Source organism: Spartobacteria bacterium UBA695 (assembly GCA_002298145.1).
Taxonomy (GTDB): Bacteria; Verrucomicrobiota; Verrucomicrobiia; order Chthoniobacterales; family Chthoniobacteraceae; genus UBA695.
Map to the genome: position 1 here is coordinate 1 of DBMP01000010.1, position 19596 is coordinate 19596.

Consider the following 19596-nt stretch of genomic DNA (forward strand, 5'->3'; position numbering starts at 1 on the left):
AACCGCGTTAACTAACGATTATACGGCAGTTAATATAGGGCAGCTTAAGACAATTGCAATGCCCCTATTTAATAGATTATTGCGGGCGGGGTATCAAGGGCATCCTCTAGAATCCGGGACATATCCATGGGTTGGCAAAGAAGTTTCCGCAAACGATTACGCCATGGCAAATATCGGGCAGCTTAAGAACCTATTTAGTTTTGATATCACCGCCAAAACGCATACCGATAATCCACTGCCTGATTGGTGGCTGCAACATTACTTTGGGGGGGTAGATATTAGTCCGACAGCGAATGCTCAAAATATTCCAGGATTAAGCAACTATGAATCGTATCAATTGGGACTCAATCCAAACGATTATTACAACGGCGTAGAGCCAACATTGGAAATTGTCAGTGGAAACGGACAAGTCGGAATACTAGGCCAAATCTTAAGTCCGCTGGTAGTAAGGGTAACTGACGGTCATCAAAAAATCTTGGCGTCAGCACCAGTTGAGTTTTCGGTTTCGGGGAGTAGTGCAACGTTAATGCTCTCGGCCACGGCAGGATCATCGGTGACAAGTCAAGTAACGAGGACAGGAACGGACGGTTTGGTGCAAGTATATGCAACTCTTACTGCCGCAAATGCCGATCCTGTGGTAACAGCAAAGCCCTATGGATCATATTCAAGTAATGCACTGTTCTATTTGCACTCTGTTTTACATTCTGCCCCGATTATAAGTTCTGGCCCAGAGCACAATTTAGCGGTATCAGTTGATGGAAAGTTATGGGCTTGGGGCCGGAACTATTATGGACAACTTGGAGTCGGCAGCGACATTGACTACTGGTTCCCAATTTGTGTAGATGGAATGGATAATATCTGTTCAATAGGGGCGGGATCCTACCACAGTGTTGTTTGTAAAGAAGACGGCACGATATGGACGTGTGGTTACAACTATTATGGGCAGTTAGGTACATCTACCAACCTAGGGCAATATGGCACGCCCAATACCACATTTGTACAGCTCCCCAATATGAGCGGATTTACTGCCGTTGCAGCGGGCGATAAGCATACTCTTGCGCTTAAGAGTGATGGAACTGTTTGGGCGTGGGGATGGAATTCATATGGGCAATTGGGTGACGGCACATCGACGGACCGATCTGCGCCGGTGCAGGTTATTGGGCTTACAAATGTAGTAGCTATCGCGGCAAGCACTATACACAGCATAGCCTTAAAAAATGACGGAACTGTGTGGGCTTGGGGTTATGGAGGTGATGGTGAACTTGGGAATGATAGTTCCAATAGTTCAAACACGCCGGTGCAGACAAGTGCTACAGGAAGCATGGTTTCGATATCCTGTGGTTATTATTATAACTTGGCGGTGAGAAATGACGGTACTGTGTGGACATGGGGCTTAAATGGAAGGGGGCAATTGGGCGACGGAACCACGAATTCACGAAATAAGCCGGTGCAAGTTTCAGGGCTCAATAATGTTGCTAAGGCTGTTGCTGGGCGGCAGCATGGGGTGGCATTGAAAAACGATGGCTCTGTTGTTGCTTGGGGCGACAACTCTTATGGACAGTTAGGAGACGGAACCACGACTCAAAGGCGTACGCCGGTAGCGGTTGTGTCAAGTAGCGGAACTGGAAATCTCAATGGAATCCAGGTGGTTAGTGCGGGCGACAATACCATAGCCTCGGGAACCGACGGCTCTATTTTTGGTTGGGGGAGAAACAATTTTGGGCAGATTGGTAATGAGCAAAATGCGGATACATCATTACCTGTTATACTGACAGATTTCACGTTGGAGCGTCAGGCCGCTGCTCCAACCCTATCCCCAGCCGGGGGCGCCTACCTAACTGCACAATCTGCTATCGTTTCATGCACAACCCCCGAAGCTGTTATCCATTATCGAACGGATGGAACGATGCCCAATAAAAACGATCTAATAATTAATTCTGGTTCAACAATTTCGATTAATGCAACGGGGGAACTTAGAACCAAGGCGTTTAGTCCAGGGCAAGTTTCAAGTCGGACCAAGAATGCTAGTTACATCATAGGCTCTTTGCTTAGTGCGGGAATAAATCATTCCCTGGCGGTAACTCCGGACGGGCAGTTGTGGAGCTGGGGGTATAATTACTACGGTCAACTCGGATCCGGGACGAATGTTAACGGATTGTATCCGGTACAGGTGAATGGCGTATCTGGTCTTAGGTCCGTGGCAGCCGGAGAACTCCATAGTGTAATCTGCAAAAATGACGGGACAGTTTGGGCGTGCGGGCGTAATTATACTGGACAGCTTGGGATCGCAACGAATTATCAATCGTCCACGGCAAATGCACTATTTGTTCAGATTCCGAATTTAACTGGTTTCGTATCGGTTTCGGCAGGGGACTATCACACACTCGCTTTAAAAGGCGACGGAACGGTATGGGCCTGGGGAGATAATAGCTATGGCAAATTGGGTGACGGGACAACCACCAGTCGGTATACACCGATGCAAGTTCAAGGGCTCGACCATATCATTGCTGTTTCGGCGGGTAATTCCCATAGTGTTGCATTGAAAGACGACGGTTCGGTATGGGGTTGGGGGTATAACGGATACGGTCAGCTTGGAGTTGGAACGTACAACAACTATACATCTCCTGTATGCTTGGGAACAATTAGGGATGTCATTGAGATTTCTTGCGGTTCCAATTTTACAGTCGCGCTCAAAGCGGATGGAACAGTTTATGCATGGGGCAACGGCGGTTCTGGACAGTTGGGTGCTGGTGGGGATATTTACAGCTCTTACGTGCCGATTCAAGTGCCTGGGCTTACGAGGATCGTCCAAGTGGCTGCCGGTCAAAATCACACAGTCGCGTTGAAAAGCGACGGGACCGTTTGGGGTTGGGGAGGCAATCAGTACGGCCAACTTGGGCAAGGGAATTCAGGCAGCGATACCAATCAGTTCAGCCCCGTACTTATCAACGGTTTAAATGGGATTACAGCAATAAGCGCAGGAAACAATACGCTGGCATTCCGAAACGACGGAACCGTATGGGCCTTTGGAAACAATCAATATGGACAGTTGGGAAACAATTCGACAACGAAATCCAACGTTCCGGTGGCGGTCGAATATATAGCGACAGCCCCTGCGGCTCCGTCTGGGTTACAAGGTAGCTTTGTCTCAAAGACTTATCATCTAACATGGACCGACAATTCCGATAATGAAGAACATTTTATCGTTCAGCACAGTTCCAACGGAGGCACGACGTGGAGCGATATCGGTAGCGTTGGCTCAAATGTCACTTCGTTTGACTATTTGGCTTGGGAAGAAAATGACAATTTCCGGGTTGTTGCAGAACGTTACGGAGCTCGTTCGAATCCATCGAATGTGAATTTAGTCACTGATAGAGATCAGGACGGCGACGGGATGTCAGATATATGGGAGATTAAAAATGGATTAAATCCCGATGATCCATCTGACAAAAGCGAAGATTTGGATCGTGATGGATACCCAAATGTTTACGAGTACACTCATAGCGCGGACCCACAAGCTGCGTTGTCAGTACCAGTTGCTGATGTATTTGTAAATAAGACTGGCACATCAGGAACCTCTATCGCCTATACGACAATCCAAAACGCCATTGATTCGATCACGAATGACTATAAAATCATACGAGTGGACTCCGGTACGTATAACGAGAATCTCACAATGGGCACTCACAGCGTGCTGCTGATTTCAAGTAGCGGGGCAGCCACGACGATTATCAGCGGAACCAGCGGCGGGAGTGTCATCGGGATTTCGAGTGACGTGGTAATCAATGGCTTCACCATCACCAGCGGTTCGGGAACGCAAAACGGAACGTCAGGAACAGGCGGCGGGGTCTTCGTACAAGGCGGCAGCCCCCGTTTGACAAATTGTGTTGTTAAAGGAAACAGCGCCGCAGTGGGCGCCGCAATTTACAGCAGCGGCAGTTCTCCAGTGCTCCTGAACTGCACCGTTGCTGGAAATTCGAGTAGTTCAGGAGCGGCGATTGCCGTGGCCTCTGGGTCAATGACGGTAACCAACACCATCCTGTGGAATCCTGCCGTTTCGAGCGAAATTTCTGGAACAGGTTTAACAGCGTCTTATAGTGATATTCGCGGCGGACTGACGGGAACGGGGAATATCAACGCTGCCCCGTTGTTGACGGCGGACTTCCATCTCAACCCAACCTCTCCGTGCAGAGGAATTGCGAACTTCAAGGCGTCTCCATTGGTCGACATAGATGGTGATCCTCGTGGGGCGAACAGCTCGGATATCGGGGCAGATGAATTTGGGCTTCCTCAGTGGTGGCAAATTCAATATTTCGGCCACTTAGGAATCGACCCCAACGCGGACAACATGGGTGACGGGCTTACCAATTTCCAAAAATGGCAGCAAGGTCTTGATCCCACGGTATTCCATTACTCGGCCTCCAGCGACACGGCGCCTGATATCGGGATCCTTACGCCATCAGGTGTTACTCTATTGACGCCCTAACCTTCTCATTGTGTCGATCAAGATCAAATTTTGCCGTTTATGAAATTTTATACAGGATTTATGCATCCTCGGAACATTGTAGCCACTTTTTGGGGAATCGCGCTGATCTTTGCTTTTGGCGACAGTACGCTTTACGCGCAGAATTCGGGAGTGAAGGTGAATCGCACGGTGCCCAACGTTCAACCGCCATCCCCAAATCTTTCCTTCTCGGAAAATCCCAGCGATGCGGAAATTTCAAAAGCCCGAGTATTCTCCGAACCGTTAATCCGGGCTTGTTGGGAAAGCAGCGCGGATGAAAATAAAGCGTTGGCCGCGGCCCTGGTGGCTTTTTCCAACCGAACCGTGAGTGACGATTTTTCTGCCATCGAGCAATTCATCGCAAACTATCCGAAATCCCCGTGGCGTATCTCGTTGCTGGTAAACTTAGGGATTGCCCAATACAAGGCAGGCTATTTTTCGAAGGCCATGCGCACTTGGGAAGATGCCTGGGCGGAAGGCAGGACGGAACCGGATCCCAAGATGTATAATTTGGCAAACCGGGCATTGGGCGAACTCGCGCTGATGAGCGCCCGCGTGGGGCTTTCCCGCCGTGTTGAAGAATTGATCGCGGAAAGCAAATGGCGGGAAATCCGCGGCTCCACCACTGAACTTCTCACTGCGGCCGCAGAAGGGTTGTGGCTCATGAATAACAAGCCCGAAGACGCGTTGCGCTGCGGCCCGAACGCGGTTGAAAAGCTTTATGCGGCCAAGGAAAATTCCTACACCTTGGATGAGCGAATTAAAGATGCCAAATCGACCTCAAAAGGAACCAATCTGGTACAGGTTCGGGATCTCGCCAACACCGTTGGGATGAAATACCAAATGGCCAAGAGAAGCCCTGGAGCTGCGATTATCGTCCCTTCGGTAGCCCACTGGAAAGTGGGACATTTCTCCGCGCTAACGAAAAAAATCGACGACAAATTTGTGATTAGCGATCCCGCCTTTGGTCAGGATATTTTTGCTACGCAGAACGCCATTGATTCAGAAGTGACCTCCTATTTTCTTGTGCCTTCGGGGAAGCTGCCGGAGGGCTGGCTGCCTGTGACTGAGGTCGAAGGCCGCAATATCTGGGGCAAATGTTCCACCAGCGCCACCGACAAGAAAAACACCAAGGAATGTGACGAACAAACCGGCGGCGGATGTGGCAGCTCGTGCGCTATGGCGCGTTACAGCATTCATCTGGCCGTTGTGAGTCTTCATATCGAAGACACCCCGCTCTTTTATAAACCCGGGAGAGGCCCCGCGATAAACTTCAAACTTGCTTACAGCCAACGCGACCCCAACCCAAACACCAATCCCAACTATTCGAATTTCGGACAAAAATGGACCTTTGACTGGCTTTCATTCATTACAGACAAGCCCGCGACTTTAAGCGCGAATGTCGATCTCTATTGCCGCGGTGGAGGCATCGAGACTCACACCGGGTTTAATGCCTCCACACAGTCTTATAATCCGGAGCTGTATTCGCAGTCCCGGCTGGTTAGGACTGGCACAAACCCGATCAGCTATGAAAAGCGATACACCGATGGATCAAAAGAGATTTACGATATCCCCGACGGGAGCGCTTCATCCGAGCGAAAAGTGTTCCTTCACAAAATCATCGATGCCGCAGGAAACGTTTTGATCTTATCTTACGATTCCATCTACCGGATCATTGCCATGACGGATGCATTGGGACAAACCACAACCCTTACCTATACTGGATCAGATACAAAAATCAAAAGCATCAGGGATCCCTTCGGACGTTCCGCCTCCTTCGAGTATAACAGCAACGGACAACTTGCGGCTATCACCGACATGATTGGAATTACATCCAGCTTCGAATACGGGACCGACCTAAAGGCAGCCTGCATCAAAAAACTAACCACTCCTTATGGCGAAACACGCTTTGACTACGGCGATGCAACGACAGACTCTCAACTCGGAAGGACTCGGTGGATAGAAATCACCGATCCCAACGGGGGCCGGGAAAGGGTCGAATACAGTGAAACTAAATACCCCAGCGACGGCTTATCCGGTGGAGTTTCCAGCACTCTGGTTCCCACCGGCATGGGCATCTATAATGGCTATCTGTGGGCTCGCAATACTTTTTACTGGGGCAAGAAAGCCATGGCCGAAATAGGAGACGGCCCTTGGAATTATTCGAGCGCGGAAGCCTATCAAAAGGCGCATGTCTACCATTGGCTGCACTCCACCGTGTACGAAGAATCGGGAGGCATACTGGAAAGCGAAAAAGAACCCGGAACAAACAATCGTATCTGGTATAACTATACCGGCCAGGGAACCTATTACCTCCAAGGTTCATCAAATAACAAAACCAAAATTGGCCGGGTCATTGGAGGAGATACAACCCATAGCGGCACAACACAACTTATCCAGAGGGAATACAATTCTTTTGGACAAAAAACCAAGGAAATCGACCCGCTGGGCCGCACGACCGTGTGGCAGTACGATACCAACGGGATCGATCTCTTGAACGTCTACCAAGTCGTAAGCGGCACGCAGCAGTTGCTCCAGAGCTACGGCAATTACAACGCCCAGCATCAGCCAGGCACCGTTACCGACGCGGCGGGGCAGACGACGACCTACACTTACGACGAAAGCGGCGACGTACTAACCATAACCCGCGTTCGCAACGGAGAAAACGAAGTCACAACCTATACCTACATTACGGATCCTAACCAAGCCGGTTACGGTAAAGTAGCCACGATCACAGGGCCGGTAGCCGGAGCCACGACCTCCTATACCTACGACGATTTCGGACGGGTCCGCACAGTTACGAATCCAGACGGCTATACACTGACCTATACCTATGACGCATTGAATCGGCAAATAAAGGTCGAGTATCCGGATGGAACCATTGAGCAAACAGTTTACACCAATTTGGATCCAGAGTGGAAGAGTGATAGGCTGGGCCGCTGGACCCACAGTGTTTACGATGCGCTCCAGCGAGTCACCGATCTCTACGATCCCCTGGGGCGCAGCACCCATTACGACTATTGCCCCTGCGGAGCGCTGGAGGGGATCACCGATCCCAACGGCAACAAGACAACCTTCGTCGTCGATCTCCAGTCGCGCGTGACCTCGAAGGTCTTCAGTGACAACAGCACGATCACTTACACCTACGACCCGACGATCAATCGGTTGCAAACCGTCACCGACGCCAAAGGCCAAGTCGCTCATTACGCGTACTATCTGGACAACAACCTCCAGCAGACCAGCTACACCGACGCCTCTGGCAATGCGCTGAACCCGCCCACGGCCTCGGTCAGCTATGCCTACGATACCTCCTTCAACCGAATTACAAGCATGACGGATGGGATAGGAACAACGACCTACGCTTATAACCCCATCACAAGCCCGGCAGCGCTGGGAGCCGGGAAGCTCTCCAGCATGTCCGGACCGCTGACCAACAGCACGGTGAACTTCAGCTACGACGAATACGGGCGGGTGGTTTCGCAAACCGTCGCGGGGCAGACCTCCGGAGTGGTTTACGATGCCCTGGGAAGAGTCGTTTCGGAAACCAACCCGCTTTGCTCCGGCACGGGGAGCTTTTCGTATGACTATGACGGAGTGACCAGCCGGATGCTACATGCCTATTACCCCAATGGACAAACCGAAGCGCGGACCTATTTTGGCAACACCGGTGACAACCGACTCCAGCAGATCCAGAACCTTTCGGGCACCGGCGTCATTTCACAATTCGGTTACACCTACGACGCCGTGGGCAATATCTTGACGTGGACGCAGGCGAATTCCGGGCAGAGCGCCGCCAATCAGTATGGATTGGGATACGACGCGGCCAATCAGCTCGTTTCGGCGGACCTTACAAACACCGGCAGCGGAGCACAGCTCAGGCAATATGGATACGTCTATGACCCAGCCGGGAACCGATTAAGCGAACGGATCGGTGGAACCGTGACCGGAGGAACCTACAACGGGCTCAACCAGTTGACAGGCCGAACGGGAGGCACCGGCTCGATCACGCTGACGGGAACGGTAAGCCAGCCGTCGCTGGTGACGGTCAACGGCAGCTCGGTTCAGGTAAAAGCCAACAAATTCAGCGCCAACGTGCCCGTAACCGCCGGAACCAACGACATTCCCATCGTGGCCACGAACCCGAACCATACAGACAAGAGCACCTCAAAAATCGCGCGGTTGGTGGTGAGTGGGAGCGGCTCGCAGACGTACACCTACGATCTCAATGGAAACCTGGTATCGGACGGAAGCCGAAGCTTTACCTGGGACGCCCGCAACCGGCTGACGTCAATCACGTACGCGGACAGTTCAACAACCACTTTCGCCTATGATGGGCAGGACCGGCGGGTATCCATTGTGGAAACCAGCGGAACCTTGACCACGACCAAAAAGCTGCTATGGGTGGGCAACAGCATCGCGGAAGAACACGATGCAAACGACACCGTGACGAAACGCTACTACAGTCGGGGAATGCAAGTTATAAGCGGCACCAACGCCGTGAATTACTTTTCTACGGCGGACCATCTTGGGAGCATACGTGAGCTAACTAACAGCAGCGGAGCAGTCCAAACGCGCTATGATTATGACCCGTATGGAAGGCGGACAACGGCCCGTGTCAGCGGTACGGACAACACCGATGCTGACTTCGGGTTTACCGGCCATTACTACCACGCCCCCAGTGGATTAGCCCTAACCCTTTATCGCGCTTATGATCCGGATGCGGCGAGGTGGCTTTCACGCGACCCGATAATGGAAAAAGGAGGGATCAATCTTTACAATTACGCTGTAAGTAACCCGGTGAAGAATATAGACCGGTATGGGAAATGCAGCGAAGGAGAGTCAAAAATAGACAGCGCCACGCTTGAACTATTCGATCCGGCAGGAAACACTGTTTTGCCTAACCTTCCTGAGTCTCTCAAAGACTTAGCGAAAGATGCAGGAAAGAGTGCAGCAGGGAAAGCTAGTTCTGCCGTTAAAGCTATTCTTGAAGCGGGAGAAAAATTCACGAGTGCGGCTTCACTAGCAGGAAGACTCGGGCAGGGTTCTCTTGCAGGTAGTTTCTTTGCTGATATAAAAATTAAATATCGCTGTTGTTCATGTGGAAAATGGGGTAGTCAAAAAGAACACGAAGAACCACTTGAATCTCCTTATTTTCCTGATAATACCACCGGCAAAATGGGAAGCCTGTTCCCGATATATACAAGCGATGGGGCAAAAGGATTTAGCGACAGCTTTGTTGATGCCATGGTCAAAGGAGCACAGTTTGTTGTAGATGACTGCAAAAAATAATTTATGAAAATTGGTATTATATTTAGCTGTTTTTTATTGTTTGCGTTCGATGCCAACGCTTCTGACTACAAAGCGGATAAGGATTTTATTGTAGTGACGTGGATTGTTGAGCACTGTGCTGAAAATCTAAAAGAATATAATAAACCTAATGCTTCGGAATCGACCAAAAAGGCATGTGCAAATTATGCAAACCAACAATTGTTCATACTTTGGTTGATGTATTTCGGGCCATGGAAATTTGATATTTCCGACAATGAATCCGTTAAGAAATACATCATAAACGTCAAGGCTAAGTACAGAGATATTGCAAACAAGGCAAGTCTTCGAGATGATCCTATAAATATTTTGTCAATGTTCGATGAAAAAGGATCGCATGTTGCTGAAAGGCTTCCCGATGGATTTGTTCCAAATCTCGACACGAAAAGCATTCGTACAAAGGAAGACTACAGAAAACTTGTGTTGGACTTTCATGATTGGTTAAATGAGCCGATCCATGCTAAAGGAAAATAGTTTTCAATATTTTGCCTGAAATGAACATGCGAGCCAAACATTAGCATGGCATGTGCCACCTATTTTCAAAAACAAACTCGTAAAGCAGCTTCTCGGCTACAACCCTCCTACTAAACAAGTGTAGTTTGAGAGGAGGTGGGGGCGTATATGGGCAACCGCATACCATAGGCCATGAAAAACACTCCCAAGAAAAAATAAACACCAAAGAAAGCTTCTAGGCAACAGAGGCCACGCAATTGTGACATGCACCTTACCATCCAAACGTATCAACACACGGGCCCACCTCCATCCAGTGCTCGTCCCCGGCAACCTCGCGAAATTCGTTTTTCGGCCCCGATTAAATCTCGCTGCGAACCGGGTAAGAAACGCGACTCTCAATGGCTATGACATGGGGGCTTTTGCAAAATAAAGAGAGCGAGGTCAAGCTCCATGACGCGTCTGCAGTGAACCGATTAAGTGAGCGGGTGGATTGGGGGCGTAACGGGAGACGCAATAGGCTCAAGCGGATTTGCCGAAAAGGCTTTGGAAGTCGTTTGAAGGGTGGCATAAATATGGCATCATATCATGCATTGGCTTCCAGAGAAATTTGCAGTAGGCGCTTTACTTTGTGGGATTGCGTGTTTTCTCGTCGTTCGCCTTGTTCCTGAAGCGCTAGGCCAGGAGGTCGCCTACGAATCCCCCAATGCCATTCTGCCAGGAAGGGACGGGAAATGCCTCTATGTTGCGGAAGAGGGGGCAAAGCGGATCGCGGTCATGGATGCCTCTTCACATAAACCAGCTGCGAGCTGGAAAGTTCCATTTGCCCCAAGGGGCCTTGCCCTTTCGCCAAACGGCAGCTTGCTTTTCACGGTTGGGGGCGATGCCGATGGAGAAGTTCTGTGGATCGATACCAAAAGTGGGGAGCCCCGCGGTTCAATTCGAGTTGGGCACACACCGATGGCTCCCACATTATCCCCGGACGGCAAAACCCTTTACGTCTGCCTGCGGTTTCAGAACGAGGTCGCGGTCATCGATATTTCGTCGAAACGCATCCAGCGCCGGATTCCCGTAACCCGAGAACCGGTTGCAGAAGTTTTGAGCAAAGATGGGAAAACATTATTCGTCGCCAACCATCTGCCTTCAGGCCCGGCCAACGTGAACCGGATCAGTTCGGTTGTGGACGTGATCGATACCGCAAAATGCAAAGTGGTCAAATCCATCCCTCTCTCCAACGGAGCCGTTGCATTGAGGAGAATCTGCCTTTCCCCTGATGGGAAGATCGTTTATGTGACGTCCACATTCGCCAAATTCATGCTGGCTACGACCGCCGTTGAACGGGGCTGGATGAACAGCAGCGGACTTAGTCTGATCGATGCCGAAAAGCGTGAGTTGCTTTATTCGATATGTCTTGATGACGAAAGTCTCGGGGCTGCGAACCCGTGGGGAGTGGTGTGTTCTCCGGACGGCAAGTGGATCTGCGTAGCTCATGCTGGGACCCATGAAGTGAGTATCATTGACCAAGCGGCTCTTCTGGCCAAGTTATCGAAATTTCCAGCCCTCGGCCAAAGCGGTTTAGCCGATGCAGACTACGAAGCCCTTCCCGATAATCCCACCGATGATCTAAATTTTCTCCAAGGCATTCGCCGCCGGATTAAGCTAAAAGGCATTGGCCCGCGTGAACTCACAGCCGCAAATGGAAAGCTCTATGCAGCTAACTATTTTAGCGGAACGGTGGACGTGGTTGATTTGGAATCCGGAAAGGTACTTGAGCCGATTCGTTTGGGCCCCGATCAGCCGATGACTTTGGAGCGAAAGGGCGAAATGCTTTTCAATGACGCATCCCAAATGTGTTTCCAGCAATGGCAAAGCTGTGCGACCTGTCATCCTGACGGGCGCATGGATGGTTTGAACTGGGATCTCTTAAATGATGGCATGGGCAACCCCAAAAGCACGCGAAGCCTTCTCTTTGCAGCGGAGACGGCTCCGCTGATGGCCAAAGGAGTCCGACACGATGCGGAAAGGGCAGTGCGTTCCGGAATCAAATACATCCAGTTCATGCAACCCACGGATGAGAAAACGCAGGCTATTTTGGCCTACATCAAATCCATGAAGCCGGTGCCCAGTCCATTTCTTGTGAACGGGCAACTTTCCTCAAGAGCCCAGAAAGGCAAGCAGGTCTTTGAAAAGGCGGAATGCGCATCGTGTCACAACGGTCTCTATTTCACAGATTCGGCCCGATATAATGTGGGCACTAGCGATAGTCCCGACAAAGGAGCTGAGTTCGTTACGACCAAACTTAACGAACTGTGGCGGACGGCCCCGTATTTGCACGATGGACGCTCGGCAACGCTGGAGGATGTACTGGGGAAAGACAACCCTCGCGATCAGCATGGAGTCACGTCCAAGCTCACGCCAGAAGAACGGGCTAATCTGGTGGAGTATTTAAAGTCTCTTTAACGGATTACAAAACCGATGATACGTTGCCTTTTGGTAGTGGCCATTTGCTTGACCGGGCTTGTTTGTCGGTCCGGAGCACAACGATTGCAGTGGAACGCTGAGGAGCAGAAGTTTACGCCGCCTCCTTCAGATACGGCCGTGGTCGCTCACTTTAAGTTCAAAAATGTTGGTGACGCCGAAGCGAATATTACAGCGGTGAACAGCTCATGCAGTTGCACCAAAATCACGCTCGATAAGCGAAAATATGCGCCGGGGGAATCGGGCGACTTGACGGCAACATTCACGATTGGAGTACGAACCGGGGTGCAGGATAAAATCATCTTGGTGGAGAGCAATGACGTGGCAAAACCAAGGGCTGTATTGCGGATGAAAGTGACGATTCCCGAAATGGCGCAGCTTCGACCTAGCTTCCTTTTCTGGAACGCGGGAGAGCCAGCTTCAACCAAGAGCGTCAGTTTCAAAATAATAGACGGAGTTCCCGTGTCCTCGGTTGCGGTTGAGTCTTCCAATCCCGCGATTTCTGCAAAAGTCGAAACGGTTGTCGCCGGTCGGGATTACCGGATCGTGGCAACGCCAACCTCCACCAACGAGCCGTTAACGGCAACGTTGACTATCAAGACGGATTATCCGCAGGAGAATCCGAAGAAGTTTATGGTTACTGCGCGGGTTCTTCCGGCTAAATGAAAATCCCCGCAAGCAATCTTTTCCGCGCCACAGTGTGCGCCATGGGTTCTGCAAGAGTAGCGGTGATGGAATTGCTAGTCTTGGCGTTGGTGTGTGCGGCCGGGAGTTTTAGGAAGGAAGGCGTAGGGGCGCTTGGAATTAATTCGTCCTGGATGGTTGGTATCGTAATGCTACTGATCGCAACCTTGGTATGCGCAACATCGAAGCGCTGGCCTTGGCGGCTGCGGGATGCCGGTTTTATCGCGACGCATTACGGCATTGTTTTGCTTCTGGCCGGAGGAATGATCCAACGATGGTATGGATCGGAAACTCGGCTAAGGCTACACACTTCGGAAACCATCAATGAGAGCCAGATGGTTTTTGCCAAGGATTACCCCGTTGTGGTTCAACGAGAGAAGGGTGCTCCGAGCGGAGTGAAAATAGGTCTTTATCTGGTTCAAGATGAACCGGTCGTGACTATGGAAAACCTGAGCGGTGTTCACAAAAGCCTGTCGCTTTCCTCAGTTATTGGGAAAGCATTTACTTGGCGGGATGAGCCGCAAATGGAAATTCGATTCCGGAAGTATTGGCCTGATTTTTCGATGAGCCCGACGGGCCCCATTTCGTGTTCTGAGAAGCCTAATAACCCGGCGGTTTTGGTTGAATTGACTTCCAATGCCGTCTCTCAGATGGAGGCCATTCATGGAACAGAAATGCAAGTGCAATTGCTGCGCTTCGAGGTAAACCGCGATGTCGCAAACTCCGTCCCGGTTGATTTTCGCAGCACCATTCGGCTGTCTGGTTCTGAAAGAGAAACGCCCTTGGAAACAACGGTTTCGATGAATCACCCAGTTGCTTATCCCCCCGGTTTTTGGCGTACCGCGCTGGGGCTTAACACGCGGATTTTGCAAGTGGGTTGGAATCCGGCGGATCTGCGGGAAAGCACACTGGAGGTGCGAAGAGAACCCGGTTGGCCTTTTTTGTGGAGCGGTTCGGTTCTATTTTGCTGCGGGCTTATCGGTCATTATTTCTGCTTAAAGTCCTCATGAATCCAGCATCTTGCTTTACCGTTTCATGGATCGTCCTTGCCGTGGCGTGGCTGTTGCTTTGGCTTCCACGGCATACCGGTTATCGTTGTGCCTGGATTGGAGCCGTTACCGGATTTTGTTTGATTACGGGCGGATTCGCGTTGCGAGTGGCCTTGGTCTGGCGCGCTCCAGTGACCAACATGTATGAATCGATAATATTTGCCGCGTGGGGTGTTGTCCTGCTCTCGATGGTTTTTGAATACCGGCGCCGGTCCGGTGCAATCTTCCTTAGCGCCTTGCCCGTGGCCATTGTGGGATTGGCGCTCGCTAGTGAGCGGGCTGGAGTATTCGACTCGGGCATTCATCCGCTTCCCGCTGCGCTCCGGAACAACTTCTGGCTTTTGACGCACGTGACGACCATCACACTGGGATATGCCGCTTTCGCCGTGGCCATGGGAATGGGGCACTGGATTCTGTGGAAAGGCTTCGTGGCTCCAACCCGAGGGTTGGAGCCTGCATTGGAGAGGAGTTTGCAAATCGGAGTAATGTTACTCGGAACCGGGATTGTATTGGGAGGGTTTTGGGCGTGGCAGGTGTGGGGACGTTTCTGGGGCTGGGATCCGAAGGAGACCTGGGCGCTTATCACACTCCTCGGATATGTTGCCTTATTACACGGCCGTCGTGCCGGTTGGTGGGGTGGATTCGGACTGGCGATTGGATCGGTTGTTTCTTTCCAATGTGTGATCATGGCCTGGTATGGCGTTAACTTTTTGCTAAAGCCAGGCCTCCACAGCTATGGCTCGGGGCAGGGATGGCTTGCTGGCGCACTAGGCTTTGCCTTGGGTGAATCCATATTTTTGGTTGTGGTATGGATTCGCCGTTTGGCGAGGGAGCAGCTTAAACAATGAAATCCATCGCACGCCAACTTGTCATTTTAATGGCCATTGCTTCCATTCCGGCAGGAGCCTCGGCTGGGCTTTATTGGAGGCGAGGGGAGTGGAATGCCTTTCGCGACGATTCCGTTCTTCTATCGGAAGTCTCCAGATGGACATATTCTGTCCTGTGGGTAGATGCCCGTTCTGTCGAAGATTATGGGACAGATCATATTCCCGGAGCGGTGCGGTTGACCGAGGACGATTGGAACGAACTTCTGCCGGAATTACTTAAAATATGGGAACCCGCGTCGGTGGTCGTAGTTTATTGCGATAGCCAGAAATGCCACGCCAGCAAGGATGTTGCAAAGCGGCTGAGGGAGGAGGTTGGCCTAAAGAACGTTTATGTTTTAAAAGGAGGATGGAAGGCTTGGAAAGAAGCGCGCCGATGAATAAGAAAGTTCAAATGGTGCTTACAGCAATCCTTGCCGTGGTCTTTGTGGTGGCGGGAAGTATGAAGGTTATAGACCCCGTTGCCTTTTTTGCAGACATTCAAAACTACGATCTGCTGCCGTGGAATTCAGTGACGGTTGTGCTGGCATTTTACCTCCCATGGCTTGAAGTGATTTGTGGAATTGCATTGTTCTTTCGACAATTCCGACACGGGGCTCTGGTTATAATCCTGACTCTGTTACTAGTCTTTATTGGAGCATTGGCTTCAGCTTGGATTCGAGGGCTGGACATCTCGTGTGGATGCTTTGGAAGTCAAACGGAGCATCCCCGTTATTTACTTTGGATAAGCCGGGATGTTCTTTTGTTACTTTGCGCTTCTGGATTGATATTTTATGAGCGGTATCGGAAAGCCTAGTTTAAATGCTCTACAACTTTCCGATAAACTTGAGCACTCCCAAAACGCCCACCACAATGCCCGGCAGAGCAGTTCCCACAGCAATCCAGCGGATGGCCTTTTTTTCAAATGCATCAAACCGTAGGCAAAGGGTGTTGATCTGCGACTTGATCCCATTGCGGCCGTCCTCTCCTCTCACAATGATCTCGAGCGCCAATAGGCGGCGGTCGAACGCGGCGAGTTTGTCGCGGGTTTCATCGCGGCAGGTTTGGCAGTGGTTGGCCAGGTTATCAAATTCCTCGTGTGATACGGTCATAGAGCAGCTTTTTTCTGTTGAAGGGTGCTCCACAGGAAGATGTAGTAGTCTCCGGCACGGACCATCAATTGGCGAAACTGCCCTCGACTGATTTGGTTCAGACTGCCGCCGAGCGCCTTGATTGTGACAAGCTGATCATCGGGGGCTGCCTTTCGGGTAAGGTGCTGCTCCAGATCGTTGAACTGCTGGCGGTCCCCGTCCTCAATGGCGATGGTGATCCCAAGCTCCGTGTCCGCATAGCCCTTGGACAGATCAGTCTCGAAGTCCTTTTGCAGCTTGGCAAGGGCGGTTTGCTTGGCCGCATAGGTGTCCTTCGGCATGAGCTTGAACGCGGTGGCAAACGTAGCTTCATCGGCATACTCTCTGCCGTGTTCTGAGGGGAGGATATTGACGGGGATGCCGGCGGAAGTGACGTAAACTCCATTGGGGGAGGGAATGATAAGATATTTCATAGGAAAGTGAGCTACAGTGGGAACTTGACCATACCGGAATTGTTGGAGGCGGTGCCGTAAATGCCCCATACACTCACTCCATCGAATACCACTTTCTTTGGAGAGGCATAGCTGGTAAAGGTTCCGAGCGACACAAGCCCTTGAGTGAACTTTTCGTAATAACCCGCATCATAGTCGGCCACCCAGATGTTGGTTCCGTCGAAGCAGATGCCCGTCGTGTAACCACCGGTCGGGGCGGTTGCGATAACGTTTCCTTCCTTATCCATTTTGACAACCCGATGGTTCATCGTATCGCCGAACCAGAGGTAGGTTCCATCAAAGCATAGTTGAGTGGGAGCGCCCCAAATAGGCTGCTTCGACATTCCATCGATGGAAAGCAAGATGCTCCCATCACTGGGCCGCACCTTGAAGATACGATTTCCGACATAGGAGGTCACCCAAACACTCGTTCCGTCAAACATCGGGTAGCTCACATAGTAACCGATGTTGTAAGAGGCCGCCACGGCACCGGTAGACGGAGTGATTTTCATCAAGTAGTTATCACCCGTCGTTACCCATAGATAGGTGCCATCGAAGCAGATGCCATTGCTCGATTTTCCAATCGCGTAAGTGTTGGCGATAACCCCTGTAGATCGGGTAACACGGAGTAAATTGGTGCTATTGGTTATCCAGAGGTCCGTCCCGTCAAAACATAACGCGGTCGGAGACACCCCAACGGAGTAGGAGGTATAGGAACCGCTGAAGGTATTGACCTTGAGAAGATACGTGCTGTAGTTGATCCAGACGTTGGCTCCATCATAGCAAATCTGGTTTGGACCGTTTGGCAGGGTGAAGTTGGTAAGGGACGGGGTTGCGTTTTGCCAATAGAGCAGCATTCCGATTTTGGCATAATCGTTGGCGCCGTAGCCGCTTGGCCCGGAAGGCCCGACATTTCCCGGCAATCCTTGGAGACCGGTGTTGCCCTGCGGGCCTTGATCGCCTTGCGGCCCTTTAATATTGAGTACGAAATTCCAGCCATTGGCGTCCCGGTGGTAGAAATCGCCGTTGTTCTGGTCCACGTAGCCGTTACCTTCTTCGCCGATGCCCGCCGTGGGTGCACCATAGCCGTTCAGGAAATCGACCGTATCGCCAATGCCTTGATAACCGGTGGCGTTTCCGAGATTATTCAGATCGGCCACGATGAAATCGCCGGGAGGCAAAGCAGACACGCCCTCGGTTTCGGAATAAGTCGCAATATTGATATCCTGGCCGAAATTCCATCCTGAAGGCAACGGCCCCGTAGTATAGCTTGCAATGGTGAGTTGACTATCTCCGGTCACATTGGCGGAAACATTTATGCCGCTGGAATTGATCGCGTTGGCAAACGCATAGGCGAAATCAGTGGCTGAAATGGATGTGCCCGATCCGCTAAAATCCAAGATGCTGAATCCGGCGCAGTTCCAGTTTTCATCGCAGAAATGGATATAGGGCGCATTATTTACGTCGTCATCCGTGATGGTGTAGTCCCTAAAATTCAAAACGGCCGTGCGGCGGGTTGCTTCGCCCCCGGTCTGATGAACCACGTCACTGATATTGACCTTGATGATCGGATTGCCGTTGGCATCAACGCTGGGAAGTGCGGCGAGGGAAAAGCGGTCCACAATCACAATTCGATTGGAGCCGTTAGGCACAATATCGGATTTCAGCGCCAGCGTACCGGGAACCTGCGTCCCCGTGAGTTTACCGCTCCCGTCCAGTGTGGCCACGCCATTGGGGATGCCTGCATTGAGCCGGGATGCGGAACCGAGCGCGGCGATGTCGCTCTTCCTCGCGACCTCCGAAGGGAGCGGATAGAGTTCGGGGTTGGGTGTTGCAACCGGCAGATCGTCAGTGAGAGGAGATTCTATCGTGACCGAAAATGTGACCGAACGAAACTTCTGCCCGTCAAAACTCCAGGTCACTTCCGCGCTGGCATCGACCTGCGCCACGTCGTTTGCGGGCACCTGATCGGAGAGGCCAAGGGCAGACAAGAGTGCAGAGGACGCGCAGTTGAGTGATCCGGAATAGAGGTTTCCGGCAGCGGGCGTGAAGGTGTTCAGGTAAGCCAAGAGCCCGCCGGTCCACTGGTTCTTCGGTTTGATGGAAAACTCGATCACCGCGCCGTCCGGTAGCGGCACGGATTGGGAGCCGCGCGTGAACCCGATCTCAACCGGGTTGAAACATCCTCCCTTGAATCGCAAGGGCGAGGGCTGGGTGATGACGCTTTGAGTATCGAGGCTGACTGTGATCTTCACGCTGGATGCCCGATGTCAAATCACCACTTTCCTTCCGGGCAGATCGCTGTTCGGAAGTGCGTCTTGATTTCCATCCAGCAGCCGCATTTCTGACAGCGCCGGTCGCTGACTATAAAGAACGTGCATGTTTCGCATGCGGCGATTCGTGCGGCCCGCGTCGCATCGTCAATCGCTGTTTCGCCCGAAAGCACCGCGTCGCACTCAGCAGCCACGGCTGCAACGGCCGACTGCGCCTGCGCGGCGAGCGAAGGCGTGGCAAACTGGGCACGGAGGGCGGCGAAGGCTTCCTCTGTAAGCTGGAGGTTCTCTCCGAAAACGGTGCCCGCCGCAATGCATGCGTCGTAATACCCCTGCGCCTTGACCTTGGCTGCGGATTGCAATTTGGAAAGAGGGATCGTGATCATGA

Annotated in this window: 13 protein-coding genes; 9 read left to right on the forward strand and 4 right to left on the reverse strand. The window is 51.6% G+C overall.

The window, feature by feature from the left end:
* Positions 1–163: 163 nt before the first annotated feature.
* From B2828_RS04850 to B2828_RS04890, 9 genes are all read left to right on the forward strand, one after another.
* Positions 164–4486, forward strand: coding sequence for an RCC1 domain-containing protein (locus B2828_RS04850; RefSeq protein ID WP_479632567.1), 4323 nt, complete (start codon positions 164–166; stop codon positions 4484–4486).
* A gap of 39 nt (positions 4487–4525) precedes the next feature.
* The gene (locus B2828_RS04855; protein WP_479632568.1) at positions 4526–9793 is read left to right on the forward strand and encodes an RHS repeat-associated core domain-containing protein; all 5268 of its coding nucleotides are present in this window, start codon (positions 4526–4528) and stop codon (positions 9791–9793) included.
* Between the two features lie 3 nt (positions 9794–9796).
* The gene (locus tag B2828_RS04860) at positions 9797–10303 is read left to right on the forward strand and encodes a hypothetical protein (RefSeq protein WP_479632569.1); all 507 of its coding nucleotides are present in this window, start codon (positions 9797–9799) and stop codon (positions 10301–10303) included.
* Positions 10304–10867: 564 nt separating this feature from the next.
* Positions 10868–12739, forward strand: a complete 1872-nt coding sequence (locus tag B2828_RS04865; RefSeq protein ID WP_479632570.1) for a c-type cytochrome — start codon at positions 10868–10870, stop codon at positions 12737–12739.
* Between the two features lie 84 nt (positions 12740–12823).
* Positions 12824–13423: a DUF1573 domain-containing protein gene (locus B2828_RS04870; protein ID WP_479632571.1), complete on the forward strand. Its 600-nt coding sequence runs from the start codon at positions 12824–12826 to the stop codon at positions 13421–13423.
* Positions 13420–14451 carry a cytochrome c biogenesis ResB family protein gene (locus B2828_RS04875; protein WP_479632572.1) on the forward strand — a complete coding sequence of 344 codons (1032 nt, stop codon included), beginning with the start codon at positions 13420–13422 and terminating at the stop codon, positions 14449–14451. Before B2828_RS04870 ends, B2828_RS04875 begins: the two co-directional genes overlap by 4 nt.
* On the forward strand, positions 14448–15338 hold the full coding sequence (locus tag B2828_RS04880) for a cytochrome c biogenesis protein (RefSeq protein ID WP_479632573.1): 891 nt from the start codon (positions 14448–14450) through the stop codon (positions 15336–15338). Before B2828_RS04875 ends, B2828_RS04880 begins: the two co-directional genes overlap by 4 nt.
* Positions 15335–15754 carry a rhodanese-like domain-containing protein gene (locus B2828_RS04885; protein ID WP_479632574.1) on the forward strand — a complete coding sequence of 140 codons (420 nt, stop codon included), beginning with the start codon at positions 15335–15337 and terminating at the stop codon, positions 15752–15754. Before B2828_RS04880 ends, B2828_RS04885 begins: the two co-directional genes overlap by 4 nt.
* Positions 15751–16170: a MauE/DoxX family redox-associated membrane protein gene (locus B2828_RS04890; protein WP_479632575.1), complete on the forward strand. Its 420-nt coding sequence runs from the start codon at positions 15751–15753 to the stop codon at positions 16168–16170. The genes B2828_RS04885 and B2828_RS04890 overlap by 4 nt, the downstream gene beginning before the upstream one ends.
* Positions 16171–16180: 10 nt before the next feature.
* Here the strand turns inward: B2828_RS04890 and B2828_RS04895 are convergent, their stop codons facing one another.
* From B2828_RS04895 to B2828_RS04910, 4 genes are read right to left on the reverse strand one after another with little or no spacing between them, the layout of a single operon-like run.
* Positions 16181–16465, reverse strand: a complete 285-nt coding sequence (locus B2828_RS04895; protein WP_479632576.1) for a hypothetical protein — start codon at positions 16463–16465, stop codon at positions 16181–16183.
* Positions 16462–16917 (reverse strand): hypothetical protein, encoded by a 456-nt coding sequence (locus B2828_RS04900; protein ID WP_479632577.1) that lies wholly within the window; start codon positions 16915–16917, stop codon positions 16462–16464. The genes B2828_RS04895 and B2828_RS04900 overlap by 4 nt, the downstream gene beginning before the upstream one ends.
* 11 nt (positions 16918–16928) lie before the next feature.
* Positions 16929–19190: a hypothetical protein gene (locus tag B2828_RS04905; RefSeq protein ID WP_479632578.1), complete on the reverse strand. Its 2262-nt coding sequence runs from the start codon at positions 19188–19190 to the stop codon at positions 16929–16931.
* 20 nt (positions 19191–19210) lie between these two features.
* Positions 19211–19594, reverse strand: a complete 384-nt coding sequence (locus B2828_RS04910; protein WP_479632579.1) for a hypothetical protein — start codon at positions 19592–19594, stop codon at positions 19211–19213.
* Between the last annotated feature and the right edge of the window lie 2 nt (positions 19595–19596).